Genomic DNA, 12,700 nt, shown 5'->3' on the forward strand with positions numbered 1-12,700 from the left:
TTCTGGCAAGCGTGATTAGTTGAAACCACTGGTGGAAATAAAGTCGACGTCGGTTTTCGGCTCGCCACGCATTAACAGGCCGATGACCTGCTCCAGCGTGCGCCCCTCGAACAGGATCGCGTGCAGCCCGGCGACCAGCGGCATGTACACGCCAACCTCCTGGGCCTTGGCCTTGAGCACTTTAAGGGTATTGACCCCTTCGGCGACTTCGCCCAGGCGCGTGACCGCCTCGTCCAGGCTCAGGCCCTGGCCGAGGGCGAAGCCGACCTGATAGTTTCGGCTCTTGGGCGACGAACAGGTCACGATCAGATCGCCCACGCCCGCCAGCCCCAGGAAGGTCATCGGGTTGGCGCCCTGATTCACCGCAAAGCGGGTCATTTCCGCCAATGCCCGGGTGATCAGCATGCTCTTGGTATTTTCCCCCATGCCCAGCGCCACCGCCATGCCGGCGATGATCGCGTAGACATTTTTCAATGCCCCGCCCAATTCCACGCCGAAACGGTCGGCGCTGGCGTACACACGAAAGGTACGGCCATGCAGTGCGGCCTGAACCTGCTGGCAGAGTTCTTCGTCTTCACTGGCGACCACCGTGGCGGTCAGTGCATGTTCGGCGATTTCACGGGCCAGGTTGGGCCCGGACAGGACACCGATGCGCGCCTGCGGGGCGATCTCTTCGAGGATCTCGCTCATCAACTTGAACGTGTGGGCTTCGATACCTTTGGTCAGGCTCACCAGCAATTTTCCGGTCAAGCGTTCGGCGTGCGGCACCAACACCGAGCGCAGTGCGCTGGAGGGCAATGCGACAAAACACAGGTCACAGGCGTCCAGGGTGGCTTGCAGGTCGGTGACCGGCGTGACGCCGGGCAGAATCTTGATGCCTTTGAGGTAACGCGGGTTCTCGCGATTGACCCGGATGGCCTCGGCCTGTTCGGGGTCACGCATCCACTGAAGGACCTGATGCCCGTTCTCGGCCAGCAGATTAGCCACGGCGGTTCCAAAACTTCCGCCTCCCAGGACCGCAATCGGGTGCTGTTCAGTCATATGCAATCCGTTAATCCATACCAGTGGCGATGTCGGCATTATACGGGGCAGCCCACCGGCGGCCAGCCCCGACATCAAATACCTGCACCCGCAGGAAGAAGACCAATAAAACCGAGGAAAATGCAGACATCGTGAATGGAAAAGTCATTCGGCTCGGTTAACATGCGCGCCATCAATCACTGACAGGAATGTGTTGTGTCTCCGGGCTCTCCTTCACCGCATTCGCCTCTGGTACTGGCGCTGATATTCAGCTCGCCAGTGCTGGCCGACGACTTGTTCCTGGACAGCGAACCGCTGCCGCAAGTGCTCACCGCCACACGTCTGAAGCAGTCGCCGGCGGCCGTTCCAGGAAGCATGACGGTGATCGACAGCGCCCTGATCCACGCCAGCGGTGCCCGCGACATCAGCGAACTGCTGCGCCTGGTACCGGGGATGATGGTCGGCAACATCAGCGGCAACCAGGCCGCGGTGAACTACCACGGCACCAATGCGACTGAAGCGCGACGCATGCAAGTGCTGATCGACGGGCGCTCGGTGTATCGCGCCGGCCTGGCCACCGTCGACTGGAGCGACATTCCGGTGGCCATGGAAGACATCGAGCGCATCGAAGTCTTCCGTGGGCCGAATACCGTCAGCTACGGCGCCAATGCCCTGATGGCGGTGGTCAACATCATTACCCGGCGGCCGGCCGACAGTCACGGTACGCGCATGAAGGTCACCCGGGGCCAGCGCGGCATCAACGACTTTTACGCCAGCCAGGGCCTGGGCTGGGAAGACGGTGACATGCGCCTGTCCCTGTCTGGCCAGCAAGACGACGGTTTCGACACCGACCGGACCGGCGCGGACTACCATGACAGTCGTCGCCTCGATCGCTTCAACCTCGCCGTCAGCCAGAGCCTCGACGAACGGCAAAGCCTCGATTGGCAATTGAATGCCAAGGACGGCACCAACCAGCGGCCCTATACCTACCGCCCGGTGTTCCCGGGGATTACCCGCGCGGGTAACGACTCCGACGTCACCGCCAAGGACTACGCCGGGTCATTGCGCTGGAATCTGGACATCAATCCCGACCACAGCCTTTATATCCAGGGTTCGGCGCAACACTGGGATCGCCAGCAAACCTGGCGCGCCTGCGACGCAGAAATTTCGTTCAGCCCGCAACTGACCGAACTCTGGCAATTGAACCCGAACTACACCGAACGCCTGGCCCGCAATATCACGCGTTTCATCGGTCCTGGTGCGCCGGCCGGCACGCCCGCCGAGCAGGCGCTGGCCAACCAGGTACTCGATCAATGGCGCAACGGCGCGAGCCAGACCGTTTGCGGCGACATCGACCAGAGCACCCGGGAATCGCGCTACGACCTCGAACTGCAGGACACCCTGAGCCTTGCCGATAACCTGCGGCTGGTCAGCGGGATGAACTATCGTTACGACCGGGCGGATTCCGAGACCTACTTCAATGGCACTCTCGATGACACGATCTGGCGGGCGTTCGGCCAGTTCGAGTGGCGTGCCACCGAACACTGGCTGCTGCAAGGCGGTGCCATGTTCGAGGACAGCCGGTTGACCGACAGCTCGCTGACACCTCGCATGGCGCTCAACTACCTGATCAACCCGCGCCACGGCTTGCGTGCGGTGTACTCCGAGGCCATCCGTTCGCCGGACATGTTCGAGAACAACGTCAACTGGAGTTATCAGGTCACCAACCTCAAGCCCGGTGCCTTTGGCCAGTCCAGCGCCCGCTATTTCGTCAAGACCCGCGGCCCCGGCGACCTCGATCAAGAGCGCATGCGCTCCCGGGAGCTGGGCTACAACGGCTATTTCCCCGGACCGGGGCTGGCGCTCGACGTGAAGCTGTTCCACGACGAAATCACCGGCATGATCAGTGAACCGCTGCGCAACAATCAGTACATCGCCAGCAACGCCAACAAAGCGCGTTTTTCGGGGGGCGAAACCCAGCTCGACTGGCGTGTCGGCAGCCTCGATCGCCTGCGACTGACCTATGCCTACGTCGATGCCGACGCAAGCAACCCGCTGGATGCCAGGCAGACTGCAAGTAACAGTGGTTCGGCCGGATGGCTGCGCGATTGGGGCCAGGGCTGGAACAGTGCGTTTTTCTATTATGGCGATGACGCCCTCAACGGCTACCGCTTCGAACGGGTCGATGCGCGCCTCGCCAAACGCATCGCCTTGGGCAAGGCCAGCCTGGAACTGGCCGGAGTGCTCCAGCAACGGCTGGACAATCAGCCAACCACCTTCATCGACAACAATTATGACCAGCGCCACGTGATGTATTTCAGCGCGGAGCTGGAGCTTTAAGATGCCGTATCGTCCGGCCTGGAAAGCGCCGCCCCTGCGCCGGCTGCTGGTCGTGCTTTGTCTATTGTTCAGCAGCATGCTCGGTAGCCTGCCGGGTAACGCGGCCGACATTTTGCTCACGGGGGCCGAAGACAGCCCCGGTGTGCGGGCGTTTACCCACGCCCTGAGCGAGTTGCGGCCGCGCGATAACGTACGATTCCAGACACTGGCCAGTTTGCCGATACCGGACAAACTGCCGGAAAACATCCGCTTGATACTGCTCGACCTGCCCAGCCTCGACTGGCGCCTGCAGGACACCCAGGGCCCGGCGACACTGGTGTTGCGCATCAGCCGCCTGCAAGCCCGGCAACGCTTGAACAACACCCCGCCTGCACGTCTTTCCCTGCTATGGAGCGATCCACCATTGGACCGCCAGTTGCGCTTGACCCGCACCCTGTTGCCCCAAGCCAGACGCATCGGCGTGCTCTACGACAACCACAGTGAATTCCTGTTGAATGAGCTGCGTCAGGCCGCCCTCCCCTTGGGTCTGGAAGTGGTTACCCAGCGCTGGGACAACATTCACGACAGTCGTCCGTTACAGGCCCTGCTGAATAACAGCGACGTGTTGCTGGGCCTGGACGATGCCGACCTGTACAACCCGCAAACCGCAAAGAACCTGCTGCTGAGCAGCTATTCACGGCAAATCGCGCTGATCGGACCCAACGCAGGCTTCGTCAAGGCCGGAAGCCTGGCGAGCACCTACAGCGATCAGAGCGACTGGCTGGCGATCCTCGACGAATTGCTCGACCGGCCACCCGCCACCTGGCCGCGCACGCACTATCCCCATCGATTCAAAGTCGCGAGCAATCCGCAGGTGGCGCGTTCATTGGGTATCGAAGAGATAAACGACGCGTCGGTCGCCACACTGCTGGCTGAAGGAGAACGCCGCCCATGAACTTTCGCCGTCGCTGGGACATCAATACTCGCACCCAACTCATCAGCCTCGGCCCAGCTCTGTTGCTGACGTTGTTGCTGATCAGCTTCTTCACGTTCGTGCGCATCCAGGATCTGCGTCAGGAAATCACCCACACCGGCCAGTTGATCGCCAATCAACTGGCCCCGGCCACCGAGTACGGCGTGATTTCGGGCAACATCGAAGTGCTCGAAACTTTGCTCAAGGCCACACTGGCCACGCCTAACGTGAGCTTTCTGGAAATCCAGGACAGCGCCAGCCGGGTTCTGGTGTACGTCGAACAACCGAGCGAACACTACAATCGCGCGCAACAGCTCGAAGTGTTCCAGGCACCGATACGGCTCCAGCGCATCGCGTTGCACAACGATTTTTTCCAGAGCAGCAAAACCGCCAGCGCGGCCCCCACCGAAGACTATCTCGGCCGGGTGATCGTCGGGCTGTCCAACGATGCCTTCAGCCGGCGCCAGCAGGAAATCGTACTCAAGGCCGCCATTCTGGCCCTGTTTGCCCTGCTGTTTACCTTCTTCCTGGCGCGGCGTCTGGCGGGCAGCCTGTCGCAACCGATCCGTGATATCGGCAATGCGGTCAAGGCGATCCAGGACGGCGACTACAAAACACCGCTGCCGATTGTCGACGACACCGAGCTGGGGGCGCTGTCGCAACACATCAACAACCTCGCCAGCGGTCTCGAGCAGGCCAGCCGCGAACAACATCAGGCCATGGCGCAGTTGATCCAGACCCGCGAAGAAGCGGAAAAGGCCAACAACGCCAAATCCGACTTCCTCGCCATGATGAGCCATGAACTGCGCACGCCAATGAATGGCGTACTGGGCATGCTGCAGTTGCTGGAAACCACCGACATGACCGAGGAACAGGTGGAATACGCGGCGCTGGCCTCGGAATCCACCGAGCACTTGCTCAAGGTCATCAACGACATCCTGGATTTCTCGCGGATCGAACGTTCGGAGCTGGAACTGGAGCACATTGCGTTCAACCTCGTCGAACTGATCGGCAGTTGCGCCCAGTCGTTCCAGCACAGCGCCGCGCAACGCGGTCTCGACCTGCAACTGATGATCCCCGATGACATGCGCGGCTTGCAGGTCAAGGGCGACCCGACGCGGATCCGGCAGATACTGGTCAACCTGATCGGCAATGCGCTGAAATTCACCGAGCAGGGCCGCGTCACCATCGAGGCGCAGTGGCAGTCGCTGGACCACGAGTTGCTGTGGTTCACCTGCACCGTGCGCGACAGCGGCATCGGTATCCCGGCGCAAAGCCTGGAATTGATGTTCAACGCTTTCCAGCAGGCCGACAGCTCCATTTCAAGGCGCTACGGCGGCACGGGGCTGGGCCTGCCGATTGCCCGTACCCTCGCCGAACGCATGGGGGGCACCTTGCGCGCGCAGAGTGAAGAAGGCCGCGGTTCGGTATTCACCCTGGAAATCCCCCTGGCACTGCACCAGCAGACGCAGCCACTGCTGCCCCCGCGCACGCAAACCGGCAACAGCGGCGGCGAAGGGTGCAATGTGCTATTGGTCGAAGACAACCTGGTCAACCAAACGGTCATCGAAGCCATGTTGCGCAGCCTGGGCTTCAAGGTCAGTGTCGCCGCCGACGGCGCTCAGGCGGTACGCAGTGCCGAGAGCCTGATTTTCGAAGCGATCCTGATGGATTGCCGCTTGCCGATCATCGATGGTTATGAAGCCACCCGGCAGATCCGCAAGCTACCCGGTTGCACCGACCTGCCGATTATCGCCCTGACCGCCAATGCCTTGCAGGGTGACCGCGAAGCCTGCTTGTCGGCGGGGATGAACGATTACCTGGCCAAGCCGTTCAAACGGACTGATCTGCAGCAAATTCTGCAGCGATGGGTGCAGTAGTACAGGCCTTTCGAGCATCTGCGACTGGCGTGAAAGGCGAAAGTGCGGCAGTCTTAAGCCCCCGAACAGGCCCGAAAAGGGGCTTGAATAATAATTTCAGTGCACAAGTGTACATTCATGTCCTTGGTGCTGTGACTTTCACCACAACGCAATAGTCTATGAGTAGGCTGCCGGTTCGAGGCATGAACGCTTCGATCGGCCGGGAAGATTTGCCCCACCTGCCGCATGGGACTATTGAGGAGCTCGCATGACCAAACAAAACGCCTTTACCCGGGAAGACCTGCTGCGCTGCAGTCGCGGTGAGCTGTTCGGCCCTGGTAACGCGCAACTGCCCGCCCCGAACATGCTGATGGTTGATCGCATCACCCTGATCAGCGAAGAAGGTGGCAAGTACGGCAAAGGTGAATTGGTCGCCGAGCTGGATATCAATCCGGACCTGTGGTTCTTCGCCTGCCACTTCGAAGGCGATCCGGTGATGCCGGGCTGCCTGGGCCTCGACGCCATGTGGCAACTGGTCGGCTTCTTCCTGGGCTGGCAAGGCCTGCCGGGCCGTGGCCGTGCGCTGGGTTCGGGCGAAGTGAAATTCTTCGGCCAGGTCCTGCCGACCGCCAAGAAAGTCACCTATAACATTCATATCAAGCGCGTCCTCAAGGGCAAGCTGAACCTGGCCATTGCCGACGGTTCGGTGACTGTCGACGGTCGCGAAATCTACACCGCCGAAGGCCTCCGGGTCGGCGTGTTCACCTCCACTGACAACTTCTAAGGGTTATCCGCATGCGCCGCGTCGTTATCACTGGTCTGGGCATCGTTTCTTGCCTGGGCAATGACAAAGAGACCGTCTCCGCTAACCTGCGTGCAAGCCGCCCTGGCATCCGGTTCAACCCGGAATATGCCGAAATGGGTCTGCGTAGCCAGGTTTCCGGCTCCATTGACCTCAACCTTGAAGAACTGATCGATCGCAAGATCTATCGCTTCGTCGGCCACGCGGCAGCTTATGCCTACCTGGCCATGAAAGACGCCATCACCGACTCCGGCCTGACCGAAGAGCAGGTGTCCAACCCGCGTACCGGCCTGATCGCCGGTTCCGGTGGCGCATCGACCCTGAACCAGATGGAAGCGCTGGACATCCTGCGCGAGAAAGGCGTCAAGCGCGTCGGCCCATACCGCGTAACGCGGACCATGAGCAGCACCGTTTCCGCTTGCCTGGCCACTCCGTTCAAGATCAAGGGCCTGAACTACTCCATCGCTTCTGCCTGCGCCACCAGTGCTCACTGCATCGGTACCGCCATGGAACAGATCCAGATGGGCAAGCAGGACATCGTCTTCGCCGGCGGCGGTGAAGAAGAGCACTGGAGCCAGTCGTTCCTGTTCGACGCCATGGGCGCCCTGTCCAGCAAGCGCAACGACACCCCGGAAAAGGCCTCCCGTGCCTACGACGCCGACCGTGACGGTTTCGTCATCGCTGGCGGTGGCGGCATGGTCGTGGTTGAAGAGCTGGAACACGCTCTGGCCCGCGGCGCGAAGATCTACGCGGAAATCGTCGGCTACGGCGCGACCTCCGACGGCTACGACATGGTTGCCCCGAGCGGCGAAGGCGCGATCCGCTGCATGCAGCAAGCGTTGTCCACCGTCGACACCCCGATCGACTACCTGAACACCCACGGCACCTCGACTCCGGTCGGCGACGTCGCGGAAATGAAAGGTGTGCGTGAAGTGTTCGGCGACAAGGCTCCGGCCATCAGCTCCACCAAGAGCCTGTCGGGTCACTCCCTGGGCGCCGCCGGCGTTCACGAAGCGATCTACTGCATGCTGATGATGGAAGGCAACTTCATTGCCGGCTCCGCCAACATCGACGAGCTGGACCCTGAAGTGGCCGACCTGCCGGTGCTGACCAAGACCCGCGAAAACGCCACCATCAACACCGTGATGAGCAACAGCTTCGGTTTCGGTGGCACCAACGCCACCCTGGTACTGAAGCGCTGGCAGGGTAAGTAATACCCCGCCATAACGCCGCACAAGAAAACGCCCCGACTGGTTCGGGGCGTTTTTTTGCCTTGAGAAAAACTCAAGACATACACAAATCCTCTGTAGGAGTGAGCCTGCTCGCGATAGAGGTATTCCAGTCGACATCACTGGTACCTGACCCACCGCTATCGCGAGCAGGCTCACTCCTACAAGGGTCTGCGGTGCGTTCTGAAGATGAAGCTTTTGTCATGAAACTTAATGTCCTGCGACCGAATGTCGCGGATTCCGTGGGCTGCAGCACTGTTGCCGTTTTTGTAAAAAATCCTTACCAAACTCAGTCGTTTACTTAGCAAACTACCAAACTCTATAAAAGAGTCCTGCACATGCCTTGCTGCAGATAACAGAGATTGGAGCTAGCAGATGACTGTAAAAGTAACTGAACGCGACGATTCACATAAATCCCACGAAGGTGTAGCCGCTGGCATCCGGATCTGGGATGTCCATCAACAAGACCTGTTGGTGGGGATGTTCCACTCCGAAAGCGATGCGCAGAACTACAAGGCCGAACTGGAAACTCTTGAGCAACGGCGCGAGCCACGCTCAGCGTAATCACAGCATTGAGAACGACAAACCCCGCCATGAGCGGGGTTTGTCGTGTTTGCAGTCTTTAACGGCTTACCACATCAGATCATCAGGGATCTGATACGCCGCGTACGGATCGTCCTCGGCAGCGACCTCTTCGGTCTGCACATTCAATTGCACGATGCGCTGCGGGTCGCGCTCCTGAATCTTCAGCGCCGCCTCGCGCGGAATCACTTCGTAGCCACCAGCGTGATGCACGATGGCCAGCGAACCGCTGCTGAGCTTGTTGCGCATCAGGGTGTTGACTGAGATGCGCTTGACCTTCTTGTCGTCGACGAAGTTGTAGTAATCCTCGGTCGTCAGTTTCGGCAGGCGCGAGACTTCGATCAATTGCTTGACCTGCGCGGCACGGGCCTTGGCCTCAGCCTTTTCCTGCTGCTGGCGGTTGAGTTCCTGGTCACGCTTGACCTTCTCGGCCATGGCTTCCTGCGCCGCGCGCTGCTGGGAGTCATCCAGCTCGATCTGGCCTTTGTGGGCCAGGCGCTGCTGTTTCTGCTTGTCTTTGCTGACCTGCTTGGCCTGCTTCTGGTTGACCAGCCCTGCTTTGAGCAACTGGTCGCGAAGGGAAATGCTCATGGTGCTTATTACTCACTTAGGCCACTGCTCAACCGCAGCTGGGCAAATTCTTTTCCTGACGTTTGGCTTCGCCCCACAAGGCGTCCAACTCTTCGAGGGTGCAATCTTCCATGGGACGGCGGGTGTCGCGCAATGCCTGTTCGATAAAACGAAAGCGTCTTTCAAACTTGCCGTTGGCGCCACGCAGTGCGGTTTCCGGATCAACCTTGAGATGCCGCGCCAGATTGACCACGGAAAACAGCAGGTCACCGATCTCGTCGGCCACGGCCTCGGGATCATTTTCCGACATGGCTTCGAGGACTTCATCGAGCTCTTCACGCACTTTGTCGAGCACCGGCAAGGCGTCCGGCCAGTCGAAACCGACCTGTCCTGCGCGCTTTTGCAATTTTGCCGAGCGTGACAACGCCGGTAATGCAGCAGGGACGTCATCAAGCAACGACAGCTGTTCGGGGGCTGAAGATTTCTCCGCGCGCTCCTCGGCCTTGATCTCTTCCCAACGCTGCTTGACCTGCTCTTCACTCAGGCGTGGGACATCCAGCGGTGCATAGAGATCGCCCGTAGGGAACACGTGGGGATGACGACGGATCAGCTTGCGGGTGATGCTGTCGACCACGCCATCAAACTCGAAGCGCCCTTCTTCCCGGGCCAACTGGCTGTAATAAACCACCTGGAACAACAAATCGCCGAGTTCACCCTGCAGATGATCGAAGTCCCCTCGCTCGATGGCATCGGCGACTTCGTAGGCTTCTTCAAGGGTGTGCGGGACGATAGTGGCGTAGGTTTGCTTGATGTCCCACGGGCAGCCGTACTGCGGGTCGCGCAGGCGGTTCATCAGGTGCAATAAATCTTCAAGTGAATACATTTATCAAACTCTGCGAGAACCTGTGGGAGCGAGCTTGCTCGCGATAGCGTCGTCACATTCAGCATCAATGTGTCCTTCAGGCCGCCATCGCGAGCAAGCTCGCTCCCACAGTAGATCGGTGCCAGACATGAACACCATCAAGGCGTACGGTTACGCCGGGTTTCGATGATGTTCGGCAACTGGGAAATCCGCCCCAGCAACCGCCCCAATGCATCCAGCCCCGGAATCTCGATGGTCAGGGACATCAACGCGGTGTTGTCCTCTTTGTTCGAGCGGGTGTTGACCGCCAGCACGTTGATCCGCTCGTTGAGCAGCACCTGCGAGACGTCACGCAGCAACCCGGAACGGTCGTAGGCGCGGATGACGATGTCCACCGGATAGGTGAGCACCGGCACTGGGCCCCAGCTGACCTGGATGATTCGCTCTGGCTCGCGCCCGGCCAGTTGCAACACCGAGGCGCAGTCCTGGCGGTGAATGCTCACGCCGCGCCCCACGGTGATGTAACCGACGATTGCATCGCCCGGCAACGGCTGGCAGCAGCCGGCCATTTGGGTCATCAGGTTGCCGACGCCCTGGATCTGAATATCGCCGCGCTTGCCCGGCTTGTAGCCGGTGGCCTTGCGTGGAATCAGTTCAAGCTGTTCGTTGCCACGCTCCGGTTCGACCAGTTGCTGCGCCAGGTTGACCAGTTGCGCCAGGCGCAGATCCCCGGCACCGAGGGCGGCGAACAGGTCTTCGGCGGTTTTCATGTTGGCCTTATCGGCCAGCTTGTCGAAATCCACCGCCGGCAGACCGAGGCGATTGAGCTCGCGCTCAAGCAGGGTTTTACCGGCCGCGACGTTCTGGTCGCGAGCCTGCAACTTGAACCAGTGAACGATCTTCGCCCGTGCCCGCGACGTGGTGACGTAACCCAGGTTCGGATTCAGCCAGTCGCGGCTCGGGGTGCCGTGCTTGCTGGTGATGATCTCGACCTGTTCACCGGTTTGCAGGCTGTAGTTGAGCGGCACGATGCGCCCGTTGATCTTGGCGCCGCGGCAATTGTGGCCGATTTCGGTGTGGACGCGGTAGGCGAAGTCCAGCGGCGTCGCGCCCTTCGGCAAGTCGATTGCGTGACCGTCCGGGGTGAAGATGTACACCCGGTCCGGTTCGATATCAACCCGCAGCTGTTCCGCTAGGCCACCGATATCACCCAGCTCTTCATGCCACTCGAGCACCTGACGCAGCCAGGAGATTTTCTCTTCGTAGTGATTGGAGCCGGATTTAACGTCGGTGCCTTTGTACTTCCAGTGCGCGCAAACCCCCAACTCAGCCTCTTCGTGCATGGCGTGGGTGCGGATCTGCACTTCAAGCACCTTGCCCTCAGGCCCGATCACCGCGGTGTGCAGCGAGCGGTAGCCGTTTTCTTTCGGGTTAGCGATGTAGTCGTCGAACTCTTTCGGGATGTGCCGCCACAGGGTGTGGACGATGCCGAGTGCGGTGTAGCAATCGCGCATTTCCGGCACCAGCACGCGCACGGCACGCACGTCGTAGATCTGGCTGAACTCCAGACCCTTGCGCTGCATTTTGCGCCAGATCGAATAGATGTGTTTGGCCCGGCCGCTGATGTCGGCATCGACGCCGGTGGCCTGCAATTCGTTTTTCAGCTGGCTCATCACGTCGCTGATGAAACGCTCGCGATCCAGTCGCCGCTCATGGAGCAACTTGGCGATCTGCTTGTACTGGTCCGGCTCCAGGTAACGGAAGGACAAGTCTTCCAGTTCCCACTTGATGTGACCGATACCCAGGCGATGGGCCAGCGGGGCGTAGATGTCGAAGACTTCCCGGGCCACGCGGTTGCGCTTTTCGTCGTCGGCGGTTTTCACCGCACGGATCGCGCACGTACGTTCGGCCAGTTTGATCAGGGCGACGCGAACGTCGTCGACCATGGCCACCAGCATCTTGCGCAGGTTTTCCACCTGGCCCTGGGTGCCCAGCACCAGGGATTTGCGCGGGCTCAGGCTGTCGCTGATCGCGGCCATGCGCTGCACGCCGTCGATGAGCTTGGACACCACCGGACCGAAGCGCTGGCTGACGGCCGGCAACTTGATCTGATTTTCGCGCACGCCTCGATACAGGATCGCGGCGACCAAAGAGTCCTGGTCGAGTTTGAGGTCGGCGAGGATCTCGGCGATCTCAAGCCCGGTACGGAAAGTCGAGTTACCTTCCGACCACAGATTCTGTGCCGCATTGGCTTGTTGTTCGGCCTCGCGAGCGTACTCGCAGGCCTCTTTCAAGGCTTCGCGATCCAGTGCCAGATCGACACTGACCGCATGATCGAGCCAAGCCTCGAGATTGATACTGCCGTCGGTGTTGATCGGCTGGTGTGCTCTCACCTGTACCATCTTGCTTACCTTCCCTACGACGCAGATTCAATGCGTCAAATCGCTGACCTTCGTTACCCGTGCGCCCACGTCGGGCTGGGTG

General features: G+C 60.3%; 10 protein-coding genes. 6 read left to right on the plus strand and 4 right to left on the minus strand.

Annotated elements, in window-relative coordinates; all coding sequences use genetic code 11:
• Positions 1-15 precede the first annotated feature (15 nt).
• Positions 16-1,041 (minus strand): NAD(P)H-dependent glycerol-3-phosphate dehydrogenase, encoded by a 1,026-nt coding sequence (locus WHX55_RS23795; protein WP_150754044.1) that lies wholly within the window; start codon positions 1,039-1,041, stop codon positions 16-18.
• 195 nt (positions 1,042-1,236) lie between these two features.
• On the opposite strand from WHX55_RS23795, the gene WHX55_RS23800 reads away from it, so the two are divergent.
• The 6 genes from WHX55_RS23800 (at position 1,237) to WHX55_RS23825 (ending at position 8,766) form a co-directional block, all read left to right on the plus strand.
• Positions 1,237-3,360 (plus strand): TonB-dependent receptor, encoded by a 2,124-nt coding sequence (locus WHX55_RS23800; protein ID WP_353741453.1) that lies wholly within the window; start codon positions 1,237-1,239, stop codon positions 3,358-3,360.
• Between the two features lies 1 nt (position 3,361).
• A complete protein-coding gene (locus WHX55_RS23805) occupies positions 3,362-4,294 on the plus strand; it encodes an ABC transporter substrate-binding protein (protein WP_353741454.1) in 933 nt (310 codons plus the stop codon).
• Complete coding sequence (locus tag WHX55_RS23810) at positions 4,291-6,192, plus strand: ATP-binding protein (protein ID WP_150726131.1); 1,902 nt, start codon at positions 4,291-4,293, stop codon at positions 6,190-6,192. The genes WHX55_RS23805 and WHX55_RS23810 overlap by 4 nt, the downstream gene beginning before the upstream one ends.
• 247 nt (positions 6,193-6,439) lie before the next feature.
• Complete coding sequence (fabA, locus tag WHX55_RS23815; protein WP_003227150.1) at positions 6,440-6,955, plus strand: 3-hydroxyacyl-[acyl-carrier-protein] dehydratase FabA; 516 nt, start codon at positions 6,440-6,442, stop codon at positions 6,953-6,955.
• 11 nt (positions 6,956-6,966) lie between these two features.
• Positions 6,967-8,187 (plus strand): beta-ketoacyl-ACP synthase I, encoded by a 1,221-nt coding sequence (fabB, locus tag WHX55_RS23820; protein WP_046042997.1) that lies wholly within the window; start codon positions 6,967-6,969, stop codon positions 8,185-8,187.
• A 390-nt stretch (positions 8,188-8,577) separates the two neighbouring features.
• Positions 8,578-8,766 carry a hypothetical protein gene (locus tag WHX55_RS23825; RefSeq protein ID WP_150757832.1) on the plus strand — a complete coding sequence of 63 codons (189 nt, stop codon included), beginning with the start codon at positions 8,578-8,580 and terminating at the stop codon, positions 8,764-8,766.
• Between the two features lie 66 nt (positions 8,767-8,832).
• Here WHX55_RS23825 and WHX55_RS23830 read toward each other — a convergent pair whose 3' ends face one another.
• From WHX55_RS23830 to relA, 3 genes are all read right to left on the minus strand, one after another.
• Positions 8,833-9,375 (minus strand): DUF2058 domain-containing protein, encoded by a 543-nt coding sequence (locus tag WHX55_RS23830; protein WP_150726129.1) that lies wholly within the window; start codon positions 9,373-9,375, stop codon positions 8,833-8,835.
• Between the two features lie 28 nt (positions 9,376-9,403).
• Entirely contained in the window at positions 9,404-10,237 is an 834-nt protein-coding gene (gene mazG, locus WHX55_RS23835) for a nucleoside triphosphate pyrophosphohydrolase (RefSeq protein ID WP_150726368.1), read from the minus strand.
• Between the two features lie 137 nt (positions 10,238-10,374).
• Positions 10,375-12,618 carry a GTP diphosphokinase gene (gene relA, locus WHX55_RS23840; RefSeq protein WP_150726128.1) on the minus strand — a complete coding sequence of 748 codons (2,244 nt, stop codon included), beginning with the start codon at positions 12,616-12,618 and terminating at the stop codon, positions 10,375-10,377.
• Between the last annotated feature and the right edge of the window lie 82 nt (positions 12,619-12,700).

This window comes from Pseudomonas fluorescens, from assembly GCF_040448305.1.
GTDB classification, from domain to species: Bacteria; Pseudomonadota; Gammaproteobacteria; order Pseudomonadales; family Pseudomonadaceae; genus Aquipseudomonas; species Aquipseudomonas fluorescens_BH.